The 19,819-nt window shown below is 73.2% G+C and carries 18 protein-coding genes and 1 pseudogene; 10 read left to right on the forward strand and 9 right to left on the reverse strand.

From position 1 onward, the window contains the following. Positions 1–244: 244 nt before the first annotated feature. Both AB0A97_RS11905 and AB0A97_RS11910 read right to left on the reverse strand, forming a co-directional pair. Positions 245–871 carry a TetR/AcrR family transcriptional regulator gene (locus AB0A97_RS11905; protein ID WP_361148776.1) on the reverse strand — a complete coding sequence of 209 codons (627 nt, stop codon included), beginning with the start codon at positions 869–871 and terminating at the stop codon, positions 245–247. 184 nt (positions 872–1,055) lie between these two features. Continuing rightward, positions 1,056–2,231, reverse strand: a complete 1,176-nt coding sequence (locus AB0A97_RS11910; protein ID WP_361147958.1) for a CapA family protein — start codon at positions 2,229–2,231, stop codon at positions 1,056–1,058. 704 nt (positions 2,232–2,935) lie between these two features. On the opposite strand from AB0A97_RS11910, the gene AB0A97_RS11915 reads away from it, so the two are divergent. Beyond that, positions 2,936–3,883 (forward strand): aminoglycoside phosphotransferase family protein, encoded by a 948-nt coding sequence (locus tag AB0A97_RS11915; protein ID WP_361147960.1) that lies wholly within the window; start codon positions 2,936–2,938, stop codon positions 3,881–3,883. A gap of 37 nt (positions 3,884–3,920) precedes the next feature. Here AB0A97_RS11915 and AB0A97_RS11920 read toward each other — a convergent pair. The 3 genes and pseudogenes from AB0A97_RS11920 to AB0A97_RS11930 all read right to left on the reverse strand — a co-directional run bounded on the left by AB0A97_RS11920 (position 3,921) and on the right by AB0A97_RS11930 (position 7,757). Next, positions 3,921–4,908, reverse strand: a pseudogene (locus AB0A97_RS11920) (aminoglycoside phosphotransferase family protein). A gap of 33 nt (positions 4,909–4,941) precedes the next feature. Next, positions 4,942–7,068 (reverse strand): restriction endonuclease, encoded by a 2,127-nt coding sequence (locus tag AB0A97_RS11925; protein ID WP_361147962.1) that lies wholly within the window; start codon positions 7,066–7,068, stop codon positions 4,942–4,944. Between the two features lie 260 nt (positions 7,069–7,328). Then, a complete protein-coding gene (locus AB0A97_RS11930; RefSeq protein ID WP_361147964.1) occupies positions 7,329–7,757 on the reverse strand; it encodes a MarR family transcriptional regulator in 429 nt (142 codons plus the stop codon). 152 nt (positions 7,758–7,909) lie between these two features. Between AB0A97_RS11930 and AB0A97_RS11935 the strand changes: the two genes are divergently transcribed. The 5 genes from AB0A97_RS11935 to AB0A97_RS11955 all read left to right on the forward strand — a co-directional run bounded on the left by AB0A97_RS11935 (position 7,910) and on the right by AB0A97_RS11955 (position 12,152). After that, positions 7,910–9,229 carry an aldehyde dehydrogenase family protein gene (locus AB0A97_RS11935; RefSeq protein ID WP_361147966.1) on the forward strand — a complete coding sequence of 440 codons (1,320 nt, stop codon included), beginning with the start codon at positions 7,910–7,912 and terminating at the stop codon, positions 9,227–9,229. 147 nt (positions 9,230–9,376) lie between these two features. Then, positions 9,377–10,216 (forward strand): triose-phosphate isomerase family protein, encoded by an 840-nt coding sequence (locus tag AB0A97_RS11940; protein ID WP_361147968.1) that lies wholly within the window; start codon positions 9,377–9,379, stop codon positions 10,214–10,216. Between the two features lie 10 nt (positions 10,217–10,226). Then, positions 10,227–10,703: an RpiB/LacA/LacB family sugar-phosphate isomerase gene (locus tag AB0A97_RS11945; protein ID WP_361147970.1), complete on the forward strand. Its 477-nt coding sequence runs from the start codon at positions 10,227–10,229 to the stop codon at positions 10,701–10,703. A gap of 58 nt (positions 10,704–10,761) precedes the next feature. Further along, on the forward strand, positions 10,762–11,775 hold the full coding sequence (locus AB0A97_RS11950; RefSeq protein WP_361147972.1) for a zinc-dependent alcohol dehydrogenase family protein: 1,014 nt from the start codon (positions 10,762–10,764) through the stop codon (positions 11,773–11,775). A 179-nt stretch (positions 11,776–11,954) separates the two neighbouring features. Next, positions 11,955–12,152 (forward strand): hypothetical protein, encoded by a 198-nt coding sequence (locus AB0A97_RS11955; RefSeq protein ID WP_361147974.1) that lies wholly within the window; start codon positions 11,955–11,957, stop codon positions 12,150–12,152. A 30-nt stretch (positions 12,153–12,182) separates the two neighbouring features. Here AB0A97_RS11955 and AB0A97_RS11960 read toward each other — a convergent pair whose 3' ends face one another. Continuing rightward, on the reverse strand, positions 12,183–13,109 hold the full coding sequence (locus tag AB0A97_RS11960) for an SDR family oxidoreductase (RefSeq protein WP_361147975.1): 927 nt from the start codon (positions 13,107–13,109) through the stop codon (positions 12,183–12,185). Positions 13,110–13,414: 305 nt separating this feature from the next. Next, positions 13,415–13,888 (reverse strand): MarR family transcriptional regulator, encoded by a 474-nt coding sequence (locus AB0A97_RS11965; protein WP_361147977.1) that lies wholly within the window; start codon positions 13,886–13,888, stop codon positions 13,415–13,417. A gap of 57 nt (positions 13,889–13,945) precedes the next feature. On the opposite strand from AB0A97_RS11965, the gene AB0A97_RS11970 reads away from it, so the two are divergent. The 3 genes from AB0A97_RS11970 (at position 13,946) to AB0A97_RS11980 (ending at position 16,089) form a co-directional block, all read left to right on the forward strand. Further along, positions 13,946–14,470 carry a DUF6790 family protein gene (locus tag AB0A97_RS11970; RefSeq protein WP_361147979.1) on the forward strand — a complete coding sequence of 175 codons (525 nt, stop codon included), beginning with the start codon at positions 13,946–13,948 and terminating at the stop codon, positions 14,468–14,470. A 152-nt stretch (positions 14,471–14,622) separates the two neighbouring features. Next, positions 14,623–15,525 (forward strand): LysR family transcriptional regulator, encoded by a 903-nt coding sequence (locus tag AB0A97_RS11975; RefSeq protein WP_361147981.1) that lies wholly within the window; start codon positions 14,623–14,625, stop codon positions 15,523–15,525. A gap of 135 nt (positions 15,526–15,660) precedes the next feature. Next, entirely contained in the window at positions 15,661–16,089 is a 429-nt protein-coding gene (locus tag AB0A97_RS11980) for a VOC family protein (RefSeq protein WP_361147983.1), read from the forward strand. Positions 16,090–16,131: 42 nt separating this feature from the next. Here AB0A97_RS11980 and AB0A97_RS11985 read toward each other — a convergent pair whose 3' ends face one another. Beyond that, a complete protein-coding gene (locus AB0A97_RS11985; RefSeq protein ID WP_361147984.1) occupies positions 16,132–17,265 on the reverse strand; it encodes a methyltransferase domain-containing protein in 1,134 nt (377 codons plus the stop codon). 85 nt (positions 17,266–17,350) lie between these two features. After that, positions 17,351–18,901, reverse strand: coding sequence for an AMP-binding protein (locus AB0A97_RS11990; RefSeq protein WP_361147986.1), 1,551 nt, complete (start codon positions 18,899–18,901; stop codon positions 17,351–17,353). A 290-nt stretch (positions 18,902–19,191) separates the two neighbouring features. On the opposite strand from AB0A97_RS11990, the gene AB0A97_RS11995 reads away from it, so the two are divergent. Continuing rightward, positions 19,192–19,815, forward strand: coding sequence for a TIGR03086 family metal-binding protein (locus AB0A97_RS11995; protein ID WP_361147988.1), 624 nt, complete (start codon positions 19,192–19,194; stop codon positions 19,813–19,815). Positions 19,816–19,819: the final 4 nt, after the last annotated feature.

Below are 19,819 nucleotides of genomic sequence, written 5' to 3' on the forward strand. Positions count from 1 at the left end.
CATGCGTAACGCAGGGGTGCGACGGTGGGGGGTGGGGGTGGTGATCGATGAGCGGCACACCGCGTCGGCCGGGGTGCCGGAAATGACCGGAGCGCTCCCGAAGCGCCCCGGTTCGGGGGCTCAGCGCTCCCGAAGGGCCCGGTGCAAAAGCTCAGTGCTCCCGAAATACCCGGGCCAGAAGCTCAGCTCTCCCGAAGCACCCGGTTCAAGAGTTCAGCTCTCCCGAAGCACCCGGGCCAGAAGCTCAGCTCTCCCGCTCCATCAGCAGATGCAGGATCTCGTCCACGTAGCGGTACAGCCGCTCGGCGTCCTTGCGGCTGGGCATGACCTGCCACAGCATGACCCGGCCGTGCACCGCCGCCCACAGCACGTACGGCGCCTCCTCGCGCGTCCCGCGCACCCGCCACCCGGCGGCCTCGCACGCGGTGAGGGCGTCGTGCAGCCCCCGCACCAGGCGGCCCGCCGGGTGCCCGGCCAGTCGCTCCGGTTCGACCGGCGTCTGACGGGTCTCGTACAGGAGGCGGTACTTGGCGGGGTGCTCGACGGCGTACCGGCAGTACGCGCGGAGCTGGGCGCGGAGCAGGTCCACCGGATCGTCGGTGTCCGCCGCCGCCGACGCCTCCGCCATCGCCGCCCGCAGCCGCTCGTAGCTGACCTCCAGCGCGGCCCACACCAGCTCGGTCTTGTCGGCGAAGTGCCGGTAGATGCTGGGGGCGGCGACACCCGCTTCGCGGGCCACGGCGCGCAGCGACAGGGCGTCCTCGCTGCCGACCTCTTCGAGGAGGCGTTCGGTGGCGCGCAGGAGTTCCTCCCGCAGGCGCTCGCCCTGTCCGCGCGGATTGCGGGGCCGCACGGCCGCACTCTCACCCACCGCCGTCACGCCCTTCCCGCGCTCCGCGCCACTGTCCACCGTTCGCCGTCCACCGGACGGAGCGGCCGTCCGGCACGCCCGCGTCCATAGTGCTCAGGACCGGTCCGGGCCGGTCCTCAGGGTTTCACATCGCGGAACGCTCCCTTACCGGGCCACCGGCGCGGCTTCGTCGGCCGCGCGCCCGTCAGCGGCCCATGGTCAGCCCGGCACCCTCCGCTCCCCGGCTGAGGACGGCCTCGCGGATGCCCTCCCGCACGTCGGGGCGGTCCCCGGTGGCGGCGAGGTTGACCATGCGCAGCGGGGGTCCGTGGGCGGAGAGCTGGGGGATGTACTCGGCCTTGGTGACCCGCCAGCGCTCCCCCTCCCTCGCGGGCGGCTCGAAGCGGAAGCGGGCGATGGTGCCCCAGTTGCCGCGCGGGCTCTCCATGATCCCGGCGATCTGGTCGCCCATGCCGTAGACGACCCAGGTGCCGTTCAGCTTCTCGTACGGCTGCGGGGTGTGCGCGTGCGTCCCGATGACGAGGTCGATGTCGGGCCGGCCGCCGGTGTGCGCCTCCGTGAGCGCCTTGGCGACCTCGATCTGCTGCGCGTCCGGCTCGGTCCGGTATTCGGTGCCCCAGTGCGGGCTGACCACGACCACGTCGGCGCCGGCCCGGCGGGCGGCCCGAGCGTCCGCGACGATCTTCTTGGCGTCGATGACGCGGACGGTCCACGGCTTGCCCTGCGGCTGCGGGACGCCGTTCGTGCCGTAGGTGTACGAGAGCTGGGCCACGCGTGCCCCGCCGGGCGCCTTCAGCAGCGCGGGCCGGCCGGCCTCGGCCGCGTCGCGGGCCGATCCGGTGTGCTTGATTCCGGCCCGGTCCAGCCGGTCGAGGGTGCGCCGGACGCCTTCGGCGCCGTCGTCGAGGGTGTGGTTGGACGCCGTGGAACAGGAGTCGTAGCCGGTGGCCTTGAGCGCGTCGGCCACCTGGGGCGGCGCCTTGAAGGCGGGATATCCGGTGAACGGGCCGCCGTCGGGACCGAAGGGCGTCTCCAGGTGGCAGATCGCCAGGTCGGCCCCCTCGATCACCGGTTTCACCCCGGCGAGGATGGGCCGGTAGTCGTATCCGCCGTCTCCGGCGTCCTGGCGCGCCGTCTCCAGTACGGACGGGTACGAGGCGATGACGTCCCCGGACGCGGCGAGGGTGAACCCCCGGGAGGCCCGGTGTCCGGAGTGCTGCGGCGCGGCGGTCGCGGCGGCGGAAGCGCGGTCGCCCGGCCCGGAGGCGGGACGCGTGGGCCGTCCGGGGCCCTGCTGGGCCGCGCAGCCCACGGCCAATATCAGGAGCAGAGCGGCGCCGTACGGTCGGTGCTGGTTCATGCAAGACGCATAACAGCCCGAATAGAGCAATAAACCGATTAATACACCCGCTGACACCGGTGGTCCCCCGCCACCGCCCGACCGGGGCGCACCGGCTCGCGCGGACCGGCGGAGCCCGCATAATCCGCACGCTCCGGGGTGGTGGTCGGCCTTCGGGCTTCTGCATGGCGCCGGCCGGGCTCCGGGCTCCTGTACGGCACCGCCCCGGCTCCGGGCGTCCGTACGCCGCCGGTCAGGCCGGGTGCCCGGGAGGGTGCCCCGGAAGGGACCATGCGCGCATGCCGTCGGCGATCTCGGTCCCGTCGGCCACTCACCGTACGGACGTCCTGACCGGACAGAACCGGGCCGGCCCCGGGCTCGGCGCTCTCCGGCTCACCCTGCCCGACCATCCACCGCGCGCCCGGGAACAGGCTCCGTGGATCGCCCCCGACGGCGTCGGGCCGGGCCCACCCGGTGTGATCGCCGTGGAAGTGGGTGAGGACTCCCGCGTCAGGGACGTGGCTCAGGGTGAGTTCGCCCGGAGTGCGGGTTCAGCGGCCGGGGGCCGGGCTCCGGAGCAAGGGCCCGCCGTGCCGTCCGCGAGGGGTTCCGGATCGGTCATGCCGTCATGCTCGACCCGCCGCACGAACCGTCAGAGATATGGGATCACTCGATCCGAAAGTGAACGAGCCCCACGGGAAACCCGGGAAAGCTAGGGTGCCCGGATGGCCCGAGCCTCTCTGAACAGTGACTTCTTCCCCGCCGACCTCCCCGTGTACGCCACCGTGGGCAGCACCCCGGACGGGCGCGCGTGGCTGGACCGGCTGCCCGCCACCGTCCGGTCCGTCCAGGAGGAGTGGGACCTGCGGCTGGGTGCGCCGTTGCACGGCGGCAGCTGCTCGTGGGTCGCCCCCGTGGGACTACCGGACGGCGGCGACGCGGTGCTGAAGGTGACCTGGCCGCACCGGGAGGCCGCCGGGGAGGCACCGGCCCTGCGCGCCTGGGACGGCAGCGGCGCCGTACGGCTGCTCCGCCACGACCGGGAGCGGTACGCGCTGCTGATCGAACGCTGCACACCGGGCGGCGAACTGGAGGACAGTCCGCTCCCCGCCGACGAACGGCTGCTGCTCGCCGCCGGCGTCCTGCGCGAACTGTGGGCCGCGCCCGCACCGCCCGACGGCGAACTGGAGCGGGTCGCGGACGTGTGCGCCGAATGGGCCGGCACGGTCGAGGACCGCATGGCCCGGATCCGGCCCGGCTACGACCCCGGGCTCGTCCGGCTCGGCGCCCGGCTGCTGCGCGAACTGCCCGCCACCGCCACCCGCGAGGTCGTGGTGCACGGCGACTTCAACCCCGGCAACGTCCTCTCCGCCCGGCGTCGCCCGTGGCTGGCCATCGACCCCAAGTCCATGGTCGGCGACCCCGGTTACGACCCCTGGCCGCTGCTGGAGCAGATCGACGACCCGTTCGAGTACGACGACCCGCGCCCGGTCCTGCGCGAACGCTTCGCCCTGGTGGCCGATGCCCTCTCCGAGCCCCCGGCCCGCCTGCTGGCATGGGCGGCGGCCCGCACGGTGGAGAACGCTCTGTGGTGCGCCGACCACGGTGACATCCAGGACGGCGAGGAGGAGTTGGAGGTGGCGGCGGTACTGGCGGGGCTGGCGGGACTGTGAGAAGCGGCGGTGGCGCCCCTCCCCCGGGCGGGTGCGATCAGCCGAACGTGCGGAACAGTTCCTGGAGACAGTCTTCCAGCCTGCTTGCCGACAGGCCCGGAGTCAGGTCGTCGCGCCCCAGTTCCCGCCAGGGCTCCCCTGCCTTCCCGGTGTCCGGGGCGAACCCGAGCGCGTTCAGGACGCGCCAGTACAGGTGATCCGCGGGGTTGTCGCTCAACGCCCCTCCGGCCGCCACGTAGGCGTCGGCCGGCCGCATCCCCTCCTCGACGCCGTGCAGCAGGGCCAGGGCCGTGGAGCAGTGCGCCACATCCAGGTCGGCCGGCCCCCAGGACGTCTCCCCCCCCCAGTCGACGACGCCCGTGATCCGCAGGCCGGTGCCCTGTCCGGTGAAGAACACATTGCCCGGATGGACGTACCGGTGCAGGAAACACGGCCGGTGGTCAGGGGGTTCGCGGCGGATGACGTCCACGGCCCGCTCCCACAGGCCCGGGCGGCCGGTGCTTTCGGGCCGGCGCACCCGGTCGGGCGCGGCCCACGCCTCGTACCCGCGCGGGCGGGCCTCGGCCGGGACGTGTATCCGGTGGATGCCCATGAGTTGGCGCGCCGGCAACGGCGTACGCAGGGCTGCCTCCGCCTCGTCCACGCGGACCGTGCCGGGCAGCAGGGACATCGGCAACGACGGGTGGGCGCGCAGTGTGCCGCCGTCGCGTCCACCGCGTGGAACGCCGCCGCGGGCACGTCCGTCCCACCGAGCAGACGCAGGGTGTCCGCTTCGCGCGTGAGCAGGCCCTCCGCGTGCCGCGCGAAGAACGGCCGGACGATGGATCCGAGTACCAGCCACCGCGGCACATCGGGCCCGCCGATCCGCAGCCGCCGCCTCTCCGAGGTCCAGCCGCCGCGCAGCCGCTCGGCGGCCTCGACCCGGCACCGCCGCCCGCCTGCTTCTCCCCCCAGGCACGCGTGCCCTCCCACCCGTGGTCGCCGCGGTCGGCTGCCGAGACATCCACGTTCTCAGGCGTCACCATGGCCACGACGTGGAGCGTCTGCCGCGGCCGGGCTCAGGCCACCTCGATCCCGTACTCCTGCACCAGCGCCTCCAAGCCGCCTTCGTAGCCCTTGCCGCCGAGGACGAAGTCCCAGTCGCCGTTGGCGCGGCGGCGGAAGGAGCCGAGTACCAGCGCCGTTTCGCCGCTGCGCCCGTCGGAGACCTCCAACTGCCCCAGTTCGGTGCCGGACGCGTCGACCAGGCGGATGCACGCGTCGGTGAAGCCGGACAGGTCCGCGTGCGGATCGGTCTCCGGGTCGACGGCCGCGACGAGGACGAGCCGGTCGGCGGTGGCGGGCAGGGCGTCGAAGGCCACCTGCACGGCGGCCCGGTCGGGGGCGAAGCCGGACAGCATCCGTACGGTGCCGTCCGGGGTGCGCGGGTTGTTGTAGAAGACGAAGTGGTCGTCGCTCAGTACGCGGTTGCCCTGGCAGACCAGCGCGCAGACGTCGAGGGAGACGCTGCCGGACCAGTTCATGCCGAGGATGCTGCCCGCGTCCCGCTCCGCCTCCGGGGCCGCGTCCGGGTCCTGTGCCGCCTCCTCCTCGGCGGGCGCCTGCCGCTGGGCCGGGACCGGGGCGGCGCCGAGGCGTCCGCGCAGACCGTGACGGGCCAGCAGGTCGACCAGTTCGGGGCCGCTGACGAGGGTGAGCGGCTTGCCGTTGGCGAAGGCGTGGGCGCCGGGCCCGAAGCGGGAGGTGGTCACCAGTACGCCCTTGTTGGCGCCCTCGGACTGGACGGTGCCGAACAGGTCGCGCACGGCGGTCGGCGGCACGGTGTTGCGGTAGCGCTTCACCTGCACGATGATCTTGCCGCCCCGGATGGGGTCGGAGTCCAGCGCGTCCACGTCCACCCCGCCGTCCCCGGACCGCTGGGTCGTCACGGCCTGCATCCCCATCGCGCGGAACAGCTCGGCGACCAGCCCTTCGAAGGCGATCGGGTCCATGGTGAACAGGTCCGGCTCCGCCGCGCCGCCGTGGGTCACCACGCCGCCGCCGACCTCGCCCGGCTGCCGCGCCGGCCGGACCGCCGACCGCTGCTCGGGGCGGGCCGACAGCCGGCCGCGCAGCCCGTCGGTGAGGCAGTCCACGGCACTGACCTGCGCCAGGTGCAGTTCCTCGAAGGCGTCCCTGGAGGCCGTGACGGTGGCCAGGCAGAGCTGCGCGGGGCGCCCGGTGACCGGGTCCACGTCGTCGACGAAGCCGTTGACCACCACGGAGTCGAGTGTGCGGGACGGGTCCGCCGTGAACAGGTCGTGCAGCACCAGCAGGACGGACTGGGCCAGCACGTCGCGGTAGGCCGCCCGCCGCTGGGTCACCGGCCGGGCGACGTCCTTGTCCTGGTCGGCCGCGTACATGTAGCGCACCGACTTGGTCGCGGGCACGATGTCGAAGCCGGGCAGCTCCCAGTCCAGTACGAGCTGACGGGCCGCCGCGTCGAAGGCCGCGTGGACCCGGCGCGGGAAGCCTTGCGGCCAACCGGTGGCGGCGTACAGCGCGGCGGAGAAGTACTCCACCACCGCGTCGGGGTCGCCACCGCGCAGGCCCGTCAGCAGTTCCCCGACCGCGGCGTTGTGGTTCCTGATCTCCGCCAGCCGACCGGCGGCCCACTGGTCGTACTGCCTCCGGTAGTCCTCCAGTTGGCGCAGGCGCTGCGCCTCCGCCGCCTGCGCGGCGTGCCAGTCGTGTTCGTAACGGGCCCGGGCCTCTTCCTGCGCCTGCGCGCGGCGGGCGCCGCCGAGGCTCCATCCGGTGGCCTGCGGCGGGTAGGCGGCCGGGTCGGGCATCGGTATAGGCACGGCGAGCCGGCCCGGTGCGAACGCCTCGACGTACTCGGGGCGGCGCAGCGCGTCGGCGGTGAACGCCGGGGCCCGGCAGCCGTCGGCCAGCAGGCCGGACAGCTCGGCCATGCGCGCGTCCAGTTCCTCGGTGCGGCGACGGGCGTCGGCCTCGCGCTGCTGCCGGTACGCGTCCCGGCGTTCGCGCTGCATGCGGGCCATGGCGCGTTCGGTGTCGCGCTGTTGCCGCTCCTGGTCGCGGCGGGCCTGTTCTCCGGCTCGCCGCTGAGCCTCCTGGCGGCGCTGCTGCTGACGCTGCGCCTCGGCCCAGACGGCCACTAATCCGTTGGAGCGGCGACTCATGTGGATCTACGTCCTCCCCTGGGGCAGCCCACCCCGAAACAGCCCGCACAGGCCCATCCACCAGCGGGTATTCATCCGACTTTAGCGGGATCCCGGCGGGTCGTCCCCCGCCGGGTCGGGCCGGATCCGGCGGGGACGGCCCGAGGGGGCCGCAGCGGTCCGGAGGCGGGGCCCGACGGCCCGGAGACGAGGGCTCAGCGGTCCGGAGGCGGGGCCTCAGCGGTCCGGAAGCGGAGCCCAGGCGGACAGCCGACCGGGTTTCAGCGGTTCAGCAGCGCGCCCAGGCGTTCCAGCAAGGGCAGCAGTGCGGTGCGTTCCTCGGGTGTGAGCGCTTCGAGTGCGCCGCGCACGGCGTGCATGTCGGCGCGCACCCGGAGGGCGAGCGCCCGGCCCTCCTCGGTGGCCGTGACCACCTTGCTCCGGCGGTCCTGGGGCGCGGCCTCCCGCCGTACGAGCCCGCGCTCCTGCATCCGCGCGATGAGCCGCGTCGCGTTCGAGGCGTCGCAGACCAGATGGCCGGCGAGCGCGCTCATCGAGAGCGGCTCCTCCAGGGCGATGAGCGCGCGGGCCTGCGCGGTGCTCAGGCCGTGCCGCAGGGCGGCGGCGGCGAGATCGTCGTAGTAGCCGCGGACCGTACGGGCGAACGGCGGGAGGAGGTCGTCGGGGGCGGGCCGGGTGGTGTCGGACACGCGGTCAGGATAGCGGGTTACTTGACTTCCGCAATCGTTGGCATTTACATGGAATGGGTGCTTGACCTTGTCAAGCGACCGCCCGGGCGGCGGGACCACATCCCCGCCCCCGCCGCCCGGCCCCGCGCCACCCCGTACGCATCGGAGACACCATGACCAGCAGCACCCCCGAGCAGCCGGACGCCGTGGTCGCGCGCCTGCGCGCCACCTTCCGCACCGGCCGCACCGCCTCCCTGGAATGGCGCACCGACCAGTTGCGGCGGCTGCGCGCCCTGCTCACCGAGCACGGCAAGGACTTCGCCGCCGCCCTCCACGCGGACCTGGGCAAGGGCGAGACCGAGGCGTACCGCACCGAGATCGACTTCACGCTGCGCGAGATCGACCACACCCTCGACCACCTGGAGGAATGGCTGCGGCCCGAGCCCGCGCCGGTGCCGCCCCACCTGAGCGGCGCGGAAGCGTGGACGGTGTTCGACCCGCTGGGTGTCGTCCTGGTCGTCGCCCCGTGGAACTACCCCCTGCAATTGCTGCTCGCGCCCATGGTCGGCGCCCTGGCGTCCGGCAACTGCGTGGTCGCCAAGCCCAGCGAGATGGCGCCCGCCACCTCCGCCGCCGTGGCCCGCCTGCTGCCCCGCTTCCTGGACGCGGACGCCGTCGCGGTGGTCGAGGGCGCCGTCCCGGAGACGACAGCCCTGCTGGAGCAGCGCTTCGACCACATCTTCTACACGGGCAACGGCACCGTCGGCCGCATCGTGATGCGCGCGGCGGCCGAGCATCTGACCCCGGTCACCCTGGAGCTGGGCGGCAAGTCGCCCGCCTTCGTGGGCCGCGACACGGACGCCGACGCGGTCGCCGCGCGGCTGGTGGCCGGCAAGTTCCTCAACGCGGGCCAGACCTGCGTGGCGCCGGACTACGTCCTGACCGACCCGGAGACGGCGGCCCGCCTGGAGCCCGCCCTCGCCCGCGCCGTCACCGCCCTGTACGGCGACGACCCCGCCGCCGCGCCGAATTACAGCCGCATCGTCAACGAGCGGCACTTCGACCGGCTGACCGGCCTGCTCGGCTCCGGCCGCACGGTCACGGGCGGTGCGCACGACCGGGAGCGCAAGTACATCGCGCCGACCGTGCTCGGCGGTGTGGCGCCCGACGCCCCGGTGATGCGGGAGGAGATCTTCGGGCCGATCCTGCCCGTCGTCGAGGTGGCGGACCTGGACGCGGCCATCGACTTCGTCAACGACCGGGACAAGCCGCTGGCGCTGTACGCCTTCACGGAGTCCGCGGAGACCCGGCGGCGGCTGACCGGGGAGACCTCGTCGGGCGGCCTCGGGTTCGGCCTGCCGGTCGCCCATCTGACCGTGTCCGACCTGCCGTTCGGCGGCGTCGGGGAGAGCGGGATGGGGCGCTACCACGGCCGGTACTCGATCGAGACGTTCAGCCACCGCAAGGCCGTCCTGTCCAAGCCGCTGGCCTGAGGCCGTGCGGGGGCACGCACAGCCGTACGCGGCACGCCGCCCCCGCTCCCTCCCACCCATCCCCACAAAAATCTCACCAGACCGGGAAACATAACGTCTTGATCTGAGAACTTCACATGTGCTTTTGTTTGAAGCATCATGAACGACGTGATCCCTGAGAACTCGCCGTCTGCGGCGGCCCGGCTCTCCGGGGCCTCCGGGCCTCCGGAAGCGGGCCGCCGCCCGGTCGTCGGCGTATCGCTGAAGCTCTACTTCGGGCTGGCCGCGACCCGGACATGGCTCGCGGACGTCGCCGCCCTGAAGGGCGCTCTGGCGGAACTTCCCCGCCCCGTCGATCTGTTCGTCCTGCCGTCCTTCCCCGCCCTGGCCGACGCCCGGGAGCTGCTGGCCGGCACCGGCGTCGCGTACGGCGCCCAAGACGTGCACTGGGCCGAGTCCGGCGCGTGGACCGGCGAGGTGTCCGCGGGCATGCTCGCCGAGGCGGGCGCCCGCTACGTCGAAGTCGGCCACGCGGAGCGGCGCCGCAACTTCGGCGAGACGGACGCGACCGTGGCCGCCAAGACGGGCGCCGCCGTACGGGCCGGCCTGGTGCCCGTCATCTGCGCGGGCGAGCGGCACGACAACGGCCGCGCGCAAGCCGTCGAGGAGACGCTGATCCAGGTACGGGCCGCCCTCGGCGGCGCGGGACCGGACAGCGAGGTGATCGTCGCGTACGAACCGGTCTGGGCGATCGGCGCCCGCGAACCGGCGCCCGCCCCGCACATACGGACGGTGGCCTCGGCCGTCCGCACCTGTCTGCGCGACCACGGCGTGCGCGGCCGGGTCGTCTACGGCGGCACCGCCGGGCCCGGCACCTTCGGCCGGCTGGCCGGCAGCGTCGACGGCCTGTTCCTCGGCCGGCGCGCCCATGACACCGCCGGCCTGCGCCAGGTCCTCGAAGAAGTCGCCGCGGCCACCGCGCCCGCCCCGCTTCCCCTCCGCCCCTAGGGAGTTCACCGTGCAGGACACGTACCGCATCGCCCTCGGCGCCGACGACGCCGCGACCGCCATGAAGGACACCATGGCCGCGTACCTCACCGAACGCGGCCACCGGGTGACCGACCTGAGCGCCGCGGACGGCGAGGACTACCCGGACGTCGCGGAGCGGGTCGCGCGCAGCGTCGCACGCGGCGAGCACGAGCGCGCCGTCCTGGTCTGCGGCACCGGCATCGGCATGGCCATCGCCGCCAACAAGGTGCCGGGTATCCGGGCCGCCCAGATACCGGACAGCTACAGCGCGGAGCGCGCCCGCAAGTCCAACGACGCGCAGATCGCCTGCTTCGGCAGCCGCACCATGGGCGTGGAGGCCGCTCTGGTCTGCCTGGAACACTGGCTGGTCTCCGACTTCGCCGGGGGCGGTTCGGCGCCCAAGGTGGAGAAGATCAAGCAGGTCGAGTCGCGCAACCTGACGTCCCCGGGCCTGCCCGCGGTCTGAGACCGCCCGCCACCCCGGTCCTCCCCTTCTTCTCCCCCTTCGAAAGGCGGTCACGACCATGCGCGCAGTTGTCATCGAGGAGCCGCACAAGCTGTCCGTCAGCCAGGTCCCCGACCCGGTGCCCGGCCCGGACAACGTGGTCGTCAAGGTGACCGCCGCCGGGCTGTGCGGCACCGACGTGCACATGCTGGCGGGCGAGTTCGGGCCGACGCGGTACCCGGTGATCCCCGGTCACGAGTTCTCCGGCGAGATCGTGGCGGTGGGCTCGGCGGTGACCGGTCTCGCCGAGGGGGATGCCGTCGCCGCCGACCCGGCGGTCTACTGCGGTACGTGTCACTTCTGTTCCATCGGCCACGGCAACCTCTGCGAGAAGTGGGGCACCATCGGCATCACGGTGGACGGCGCCGCCGCCGAGTACGTCAAGGTCCCGGCCGGCAACTGCTACCGCCTCCCGGAGACCGTCGCGCTCCGGCACGCCCCGCTGATCGAGCCGCTCTCCACCATCCTGCGCGGCTTCGACCTCGTCGGCCCCAAGCTCGGCGACCACTTCCTGATCTACGGTGCGGGCACCATGGGGCTGCTCTACCTCCAGGTCGCCCAGCGCGCCGGCGCCGCGTCGGTCTCGGTGGTCGACATCAACGAGGAGCGGCTGGCGGTCGCCCGGCAGTTGGGCGCCGACGCCGTCGCCACCAGCGCCGGCCACCTCACCGCCGGCCACCCGCTCGGCTGGCAGGTGGTCACCGACTGCACCGGCAACGTACGGGCCATCGAGGACGGCCTGACCCGGCCGATCCGCGGCGGCACGTTCCAGCAGTTCGGCTGCGCGCCCGACCAGGAGACGGCCCGGTTCTCACCGTTCCGGATCTACAACGACGAGATCCGCATCGTCGGCAGCATGGCGATCCTGCACACGTACGGCCGGGCGGTCGAGATGCTGGGCAAGGGCGTGATCGACTGCGAAACCATGATCACCCACCGCTTCGGGCTGGACCGGTACGCCGAGGCGCTGCGAACCTTCGAACTGGGCACCGGCCGGAAGCTGCAGATCGTCCCGAACGGGCCGGTGGACTGAGCGGGCCGCGGGCGGTTCCAGCGGTTCAGGCCGTCCGGCGCGGACGGACGGATACGTACGGAGGGCGTGTACGGCTGGGCGCGGGCGGAGGGGCGCAGGCGGTCCGGCGTGACCGCCGCAACAGGCCGTGGAGGTGCGCCCTGCCTCTCGCCGGGTAGGCGGCAGCCATGTGGCGACGCGTGGCACGGAACACGGGGTGGGCCGTACCGCCCGCACTGGTCTTCGCCTGGTTGACGGTGCTGTGGGACGACCGGCCGTGGAGCGACATGCTGGGGCCCGGGCTGGGCTCCTGGCTCGGATGGATCGTGGTGCTCACCGTCTCGGACTGGCGGCGGGAGCGCCGGTCCGCGAAGCGGACTTCGCAGAAGACCGGCTGACCGCTCCTCCCCCACGCCCCTTCCCTCCCCTCAGAAAACGCTCGTCCGCCCCGAGAAGTAGTGCCCCGCCGCGAGGTCCTCGAGAAGGGACGGACGCACCGGGTGCCAGTCCACCAGCTCGCGGGTCAGAGCGCTCGACACGGGATTGTCGACCGGCACCATGCCGGAGAGGACGCCGAAACGCCCGTCCGCCTCCTCGGCGGTGATGCCCACGGCGGGCACGCCCAGCCCGGCACCGATCGCTTCGGCGATGTCGCGGAACGGCACGCCCTCCTCGGCCGTTCCGTGCAGGACCGCACCGGCCGGTGCGGCTTCCAGCGCCAGCCGGAACAGGCGGGCCGCGTCGAGCCGGTGCGCGGCGGGCCAGCGGTTGGCCCCGTCACCGACATGGGCCGCGGCGCCCTTCGCGCGGGCGGTGTCGATCAGCAACGGCACGAAGCCCCGGTCGCCTTCACCGTGCACGGACGGTGCGAGCCGTACGACCGAGGCGCGCACGCCGCGTCCGGCCAGCGCCACGACCGCGTTCTCCGTCGCGAGCCGGGGCCGGTCCGTCCCGGGCTCGGCCCTGACGTCCTCGGTTGCGACGCGGCCCGGCGCCAACGCCGCGAGCGGCAGCGTTCCCGAGGTGGCGAGGAAGGGCTTGCCGGTACCGTCGAGTGCCTTTCCGATCGCCTCGACGGCGCGCAGGTCCAGCTTGCCGGCGTCCACGAAGGCCGCGTGGTCCGAGAAGTCGTGACGGTAGGCGAGGTGGATGACGCCGTCCGCCGCGGCGGCCCCGTCGTGCAGACTGCCGGGATCGTCCAGGGAGCCCCGGTGCGCCTCGGCACCGGCCGCCTGCAACGTCGCGGCGGCCGTGTCCGAGCGGGCCAGGCCGACGACCGTGTGCCCGGCTTCGAGGAGGTCCTGGACCACCGCGGTCCCGATGAATCCGGTCGCTCCGGTGACGAATACGCGCATGGGTGAGTTCCTTCGGTGCATGAACGAAAGGGGGCGAGCCCGGCCGCCAGACGGACGCCAGGCCACCCGGCCGGTGCTGCTCCGCCCCCGGCCGGTACCGCTCCATCGTCCGCGTGCGAACCGCCGCTCGTCCAAAGCCTCTTCCGCATGGCGACCTGCGCCTCGGGCATCACCGCAGGCTGGACCGGCCGTACGCGGATGAGCCAGCGTCCCTTGCGCAGCATCGCGATCGGCGGCGCGGCCTTCGGAAGCGGCGAGACAGGTGGCTGGGAATCACTTTCTCCTCGGTCCCGCCGCCGCCCCGCTCACTCCAGTTCCGATGTGCCGTCCGGCTTCCGGGCCGTGGCTCCGCGCCGTGGCTCCGTGGGGGTCAGCAGCGCGGCGAGCCGGTGGGTGTCCGCGAGATAGCGCTCGTAGGGGAAGCCGGCCTTCTGGAGGGCGGTGCGGAATTCCTCCTCCAGCGGCTTGCCCTCGGCCAGGAAGGCGGCCTGGCCCGCCGGGGTGAGGGCGACCAGGCGTCGGCGCCGGTGGGCGGGGTCGACGCTGATCGTCACGTACCCCTCCGCCTCCAGCGGACGCAGGGCGCGGCTGATGGCGGGGTCGGAGACGGTCAGGGCCTCGGCGAGCTGGTGCTGGGTGGCGGGCTGGATCTCCTCAAGGGTGCCCAGCAGCCGCAGTTGGCTCGGGGAGAGGCGCTGGTCCGGGCCGGAGCGGCGCCGGGCCGCCTCACCCATCAGCATGACCACGCGGTACAGGAGCTCTGCCAGTCCTTCGTCCATGCGTCCACCCTACCGGACACTTGCGTCGTTAATATTAACCATGCAACACTCAGCGCCATGGACACTCTCCCTTACGCGGTTCAGACCACGTTTCCCCTTCTCTTCATGCTGGTCCCGGCCCTCGGAGCGCTGGTGGGCTGCCGCCGCGACCCGGACCGGCCGAAGGCGGAGATCTGGCAGCGCTGGTGGTCCGTCGGCGCCCTCGGCATCGGAAGCCTGTGGATCACGCTCTCGTTCCTCGCGATCCCGGAGGGCATGGCCGACGCCATCGGCTTCACCTCCTCGCCGTTCCAGTTCGAGATCGCCTTCGCCAACCTCGGCCTCGCCCTGCTGGGCTTCCGTGGCGCGTCCGCGTCGCCCCGCGAGCGCCTCACGAGCGGGCTGGCGGCCGCCGCGTTCCTGTGGGGAGCCGCGATCGGCCACGTCTACCAGTGGTTCGCCAACGGCGACCACGCCGCCGGGAACACGGGCGGCATCCTGGCCAACGACATCCTCATTCCCGCCGTCATGATCGCTCTGGCCGCCCGGGACGTCCGCCGCACCGGCCCCGGCCGCGTCCACGCAGCTCACCCGGCCACCTGACCACGGCGCCCGGCCGCCCGGCAGCGGAGCCCGCGACGATGTGAACGGCCCGTCCTGACCGACGGCCGTTCCTCCCCGGCCTCCGCTGCCGTCGGGTGGGTCCGGAGGTCAGCCGACGACGGTGAACCACCGCCCCGGACTACGCTGCGGACATGCCCGACCCAGCTTCCGCGCCCGATCTCGACCTGCGCCTCGTGCGCTACTTCACGGCCGTCGCCGAGCACCGGCACTTCGGCCGGGCCGCCGAGGCCCTCCGTATCACCCAGCCCTCCCTGAGCCGCCAGATACGCCGCCTCGAACAGCAGGTGGGCGCCCGGCTGCTGGACCGTACGCCGCGGGGCAGCCGGCTCACCGAGGCCGGGGAAACCTTCCTGCCCCGCGCCGAGGCGCTGCTGCGGTCCGCCGCACAGGCCGTGGCCCACGCCCGTGCCGCCGCCGACCCGTCCCGCATCGGCGTCGGGTACAGCACGGGCGTCATCGTCACCCCGGCCGTACGCGAGCTGCGCCGACGGCATCCGGAGGCCGAGGTGCACACCCAGTTCGTGGGGTGCAACGCGATCCATACGGCGCTGCTCGGCCACCAGGTGGACGCGATGGTCGCCCGGTCACCGTTCCCGGCCGACCGGTTGCGGGTGTCGGTGCTGTACGACGAGCCGCGGGTACTGCTCGTACCGCTCGACCACCGCCTCGCGGGCAGGGAGACCGTCACCCTCGCCGACATCGCCGACGAGCCCCTCCCCCGCCTCCGACAGGCCGACCCGGCCTGGAACGCCTACTGGCGCTTCGATCCCCGGCCCGACGGGCGCCCGGCGCCCGACGGCCCCTTCATCGACGCGCTGGAGGACAAGTTCGAACTCATCGCCGCCGGCGAGGCCGTGGCCGTCGCGGCCGGGCTGCGCGCGGCCACGATGCGCCCGGACGTCACCGGCATCCCCTTGCACGGCGTCGAACCGAGCCACGTCCTGCTGGCGACCCGCGCGGGCGACCACAGCCGCCTGGTCACGGCGTTCCGCGAGGCGGCCCGCGCCCGTCTCACCGGGCCCGTCCCGGCCTGAGGTCCGGCGAGCCGGGGAGCCCGGGGAGAGCAGGGGTCGAGAGCGGCGGCCGCGATACCACGGGGTCACGGAATCGCGGGATCGCGACCGGTTTCCCCCGGGAACAGCGGCAGTTGCCCCTGGTAGGGTGCGCCGATGTCTGCGATCAAGAAGTTCCAAGTCACCTTCGACTGCGCGGAACCCGAACGCCTCGCCCGCTTCTGGTGCGAGGTGTTGGGATACGTCGTACCGCCGCCACCGGAGGGGTTCGCCACGTGGGACGACTTCACCGACTCGCAGCCGCCCGAGCAGCGGGACGCGTGGTTCGCCTGTAGTGATCCCTCTGGTGTGGGCCCGCGGTTGTACTTCCAGCGCGTCCCCGAAGGGAAGGCCGCCAAGAACCGGGTGCATCTCGATGTACGGGTCGGCACCGGACTCGTGGGGGAAGAGCGCCTCGCCGCCCTTGAGGCCGAGTGCGCTCGGCTGATCCCGCTGGGCGCTGTCCACGTACGAACGCTGTACGACGGCCACGATGCGTGCATTCCGATGCTGGACATCGAGGGCAACGAGTTCTGCATCGACTGAGCGCCCCCCCCCCCCGGATCTGGAGAGGGGGGCCGCCTCGCCTCAGAGCCGGCGCGCCGGAACGGTGAGGGCAGGCCCGACCACGGCGTCGGGCGTGCGCAGCCACGTCCGGAACCCGCCGTCCTCGGTGAGGGTCACCCCGAAGTCGCTGAGCGGTGGCCGGCCGTCCGCGACGTACTCCTGCCAGACGTGCAGAAGTTCTTGCCACAGGTCGCGGCCTCGGCCGTAGACCGCGGCCCAGCCCTCCTCGGCGAGGACCCCGGCCCCGGCCCCGTCCCACAGGAAGAGGCGGTCGGGCGACCCGGTCATGTGCACCCCGGGCAGGCGGCTACCGGCGTACAGGCCGAAGGCCAGGTCCGTGAACGCGTCCGGCTGCCCGTCGAGCAGTTCGTGACAGTGGCGCGGGGTGGTTCCGTCCACGGCTGACGACGCCGTGGACCGGTGGGCACGCAGCGGCATGTACGAGGCGCCACCATGGAAGGAACCCGTGACGGCGCCGGTCGTGGCGTCCTTGACGAACCGTGACAGCAGGCCGGAAGCGAAGTCGCGCACCAGCGGGGCGACCAGGACACCGCCCGGCCGGAGCTGGCGCGGGAGCGCGGACGGGACGGTGCGCAGCGCGCACGTCGCGATGACGCGGTCGTACGGCGCGCCCGGCGCCCATCCGCCCGCGCCGTCCGTGACGTGGACGGCAGGCGCCAGGCCGGCCCGCGCGAGGTTGGCCCGGGCCCGCGTCGCCAGGCCCGCGTCGATCTCCACGGAGGTGACCTTGTCGTCACCGACCCGCAGGCAGAGCTTGGACGCCACGTCCCCGGTCGCCGTACCGATCTCCAGGACCGTCATGCCGTCCTCGAGGCCGAGGAGTCCGAGCATCTTGGCGACCATGGACGGCATCGAATTGGCGGAGGTCGCCACGCCCGGCCCGCCGGCCCGGCCGTCGTCCACCTGGGTCACCACGGGCGAGTCACTGTAGGTCAGCCGGTACCGCGCGTCCGCGTCGGTCACGGGCACGGGCTCGCACCGGTCCGGCCGCTGGACCCAGATCTGCTCCGGCAGCCAGTGCTCACGGGGGATGCGTTCCCAGACGCCCCGCCATGGCGGCGCGAGCAGGCCGCGCTCGGCCAGCCTGCCCACCAGCGCGGCCTGCCCTGCGTGAACCTGCGGTGGAACGGTCATCACCACTTCAAGTCTCGTCCGGTGCGCAACAGTAGAGGAACGAACGCGCTGCCGCCGTGGTCCCGGTCCCGCGGACCGGCGGCCCTCAGATCGCGCGCTCCCGCCCAGCCCAATACGGCTCCCGCAGCCGTCGTTTGAACAGCTTTCCGGACTCGTCGCGCGGCAGGCTCTCCTCGAAGACGACGGTTCTGGGCACCTTGTACGAGGCGAGGCGGTCGGCGACGTGGGCCCGTACGTCCTCGGTGGTGAGGACGGCGCCCGGTTCGGGTTCGACGTGGGCGGCGAGTACTTCGCCGAATTCCTCGTCGGGGATGCCGAAGACGGCGACGTCGCGCAGTCCGTCGAGGGCGAGCAGGCAGCCCTCGATCTCGGCCGGGTAGATGTTGACGCCGCCGGATATGACCAGGTCGTTGCGGCGATCGCTGAGGTAGAGGTAACCGTCGGCGTCGAGGTGGCCGATGTCGCCGATCGTGACGTAACCGGGCAGCCGGTCGGCCTCCATCGCCGCGCGCTTGGCGGGGTCGCCGAGATAGGTGAACTGCGGCCAGGTGTCGGACGGCTTGATGTAGACCTCGCCGGTCCGGCCGGTGGGCAGTTCCACGCCGTCGGGGCCCAGGACCACCACCGAGCAGGTCCCTTCGGCTCTGCCGACCGTGCCGGGGTGTGCCAGCCACTCCTGGCTGTCGCACCAGGTCACGGCGCCGGTCTCGCTGCCGCCGTAGTACTCGCGGAGCACCGGGCCCAGCCAGTCGATCATGGCCTGTTTGATGTGCGGCGGGCAGGGCGCCGCGGCGTGCACGACCGAGGTGAGCGAGGACAGGTCGTAGCGCTCGCGGACGTCCTTCGGCAGCCGCAGCAGCCGTACGAACATGGTCGGCACCACCTGCGCCTGCTGGATGCGGTGGCGCTCGACCAGCCGCAGGAACTCCTCGGCGTCGAAGCGCGGCATCAGGGTGATGTCCAGGCCGCCGGCGAGAGCGAGGACGGCGTGCTGGCTGGGTGAGGCGTGGTAGAGCGGGGCGGGGATCAGGGTGCGGCCGCCGGGTTCCACGGCGAAGTATTCAAGGAACTTGGACACGGCCTCGGCGAGCTGGTCCGTACCGACCGGGTCGCGCAGCACGCCCTTCGGCCGGCCGGTGGTGCCCGAGCTGTAGATGACGGTGGACGGCCGGCGGGCGGCTTCCTCGGCGAGCGGCGGGTGGCCGGACAGCCAGGTGTCCAGCAGGGGGTGGTCGCCGGTCACCGGGGGCGGCGGGAAGCCGCAGGCGGCGGCCGTGCCGTCGGGTACCGGCACTTCGATGAGGCGGGCCCGCTCCGGGAGGGCCGCAGCGACGCCCGGCACCAGGTCGGTGTGGGCGAAGACGACCTTGCTGTCGCTGTCGCCGAGCACGTGCCGCAGCTCGTCGTGGCGGAAGTGCCAGTTGACGGGGACGGCCGAGGCGCCCAGCCGGGCCGCTCCGGCGGCTATCTCCAGGTGCGCGGGCTCGTTGCGCATCACGATCGCGATCCGCTCCCCGGGTTCGACGCCCAGGGCGCGCAGTCCGGCAGCGATGCGGGCGGACCGTTCCTGGAACACGGGGTAGGTGTGCTCCACTCCGGCACAGCGGATGGCGGGGGGCGTGACGGCGACGTCCATGTAGCCTCCAGACAGTTGCGGCTGGCGCCCATTGAACAAGCGCTTCCGGCAGCCCGCCAGGGTGCTGACACATTGTCAGCAAACATTTCGGGACAGGGCGGCGCGACGGTTTCACCGGTGGTACGGACACGCGAGTCCGTCTTCGACGACACCGCACAGGTACGGGTGGGCGGCCGGCTCGGCATCGGCAGCACCACCCCGCACGAGCCGCGGAGCGCGCTGTACCCGTCCTGGCGTGTCCGTGCGTCGCGCCGCGGTGGCCGCCGTGCCCGCTCCTATCCTCGGTGGACATGAGCCAACACGAAAAGGACAAGAACGGTCCCGGCACGGAAGGGAACGGAGATCATGCCGAGATTCTGCGTCGGCACGGTGAGGCCATCGCCCTGTTCGGCAGCCGGGTCCACCGGGTGCGGGACGGCCAGTGGGACGACCCGACCCCGTGCGCCGAGTGGTCGGTACGCGACCTGGTCAGCCATCTGACCGTGGAGCAGCTCTGGGTGCCGCGGCTGGTGCGGGACGGCGCCACGATCGAAGAGGTCGGGGACGCGTACGACGGTGACCAGCTCGGTGACGATCCGGCCGGTGCCTGGGACCGGGCGGCGGTGGCCGCGGTCGCGGCGTTCTCCGAACCCGGGGCGCTGGACCGTACGGTGCACCTGTCGTCCGGGACCGGTACGGCCGCCGGGTACTGCTCGCAGATGATGATGGACGCGGTGGTCCACTCCTGGGACCTGTCCCGGGCGATCCGCGCCGACGAGCACCTGCCGCAGGATCTGGCGGCCGCCGCCCTGCGCGAGGTCGAGCCGTACGCGGACGAGCTCGCCGGCACGTCGATGTTCGCCGATCCCGTCCCGCCGCCGCCCGGTGCCGACGACCTCACCCGGCTGCTGTGCCTGCTGGGCCGCCGGCCGTGACGAC

Origin of the sequence: Streptomyces sp. NPDC045470, assembly GCF_040646595.1 — a bacterium.
In the GTDB taxonomy this organism is placed as follows: Bacteria; Actinomycetota; Actinomycetes; order Streptomycetales; family Streptomycetaceae; genus Streptomyces.

What these genes read in the sequence shown, in the direction of transcription:
- AB0A97_RS11910 (WP_361147958.1), bottom strand. Translation starts at nt 2,231, where the DNA reads ATGAACCAGCACCGACCGTACGGCGCCGCTCTGCTCCTGATATTGGCC.
- AB0A97_RS11915 (WP_361147960.1), top strand. Translation starts at nt 2,936, where the DNA reads ATGGCCCGAGCCTCTCTGAACAGTGACTTCTTCCCCGCCGACCTCCCC.
- AB0A97_RS11925 (WP_361147962.1), bottom strand. Translation starts at nt 7,068, where the DNA reads ATGAGTCGCCGCTCCAACGGATTAGTGGCCGTCTGGGCCGAGGCGCAG.
- AB0A97_RS11935 (WP_361147966.1), top strand. Translation starts at nt 7,910, where the DNA reads ATGACCAGCAGCACCCCCGAGCAGCCGGACGCCGTGGTCGCGCGCCTG.
- AB0A97_RS11950 (WP_361147972.1), top strand. Translation starts at nt 10,762, where the DNA reads ATGCGCGCAGTTGTCATCGAGGAGCCGCACAAGCTGTCCGTCAGCCAG.
- AB0A97_RS11960 (WP_361147975.1), bottom strand. Translation starts at nt 13,109, where the DNA reads ATGCGCGTATTCGTCACCGGAGCGACCGGATTCATCGGGACCGCGGTG.
- AB0A97_RS11965 (WP_361147977.1), bottom strand. Translation starts at nt 13,888, where the DNA reads ATGGACGAAGGACTGGCAGAGCTCCTGTACCGCGTGGTCATGCTGATG.
- AB0A97_RS11970 (WP_361147979.1), top strand. Translation starts at nt 13,946, where the DNA reads ATGGACACTCTCCCTTACGCGGTTCAGACCACGTTTCCCCTTCTCTTC.
- AB0A97_RS11975 (WP_361147981.1), top strand. Translation starts at nt 14,623, where the DNA reads ATGCCCGACCCAGCTTCCGCGCCCGATCTCGACCTGCGCCTCGTGCGC.
- AB0A97_RS11980 (WP_361147983.1), top strand. Translation starts at nt 15,661, where the DNA reads ATGTCTGCGATCAAGAAGTTCCAAGTCACCTTCGACTGCGCGGAACCC.
- AB0A97_RS11985 (WP_361147984.1), bottom strand. Translation starts at nt 17,265, where the DNA reads ATGACCGTTCCACCGCAGGTTCACGCAGGGCAGGCCGCGCTGGTGGGC.
- AB0A97_RS11990 (WP_361147986.1), bottom strand. Translation starts at nt 18,901, where the DNA reads ATGGACGTCGCCGTCACGCCCCCCGCCATCCGCTGTGCCGGAGTGGAG.
- AB0A97_RS11995 (WP_361147988.1), top strand. Translation starts at nt 19,192, where the DNA reads ATGAGCCAACACGAAAAGGACAAGAACGGTCCCGGCACGGAAGGGAAC.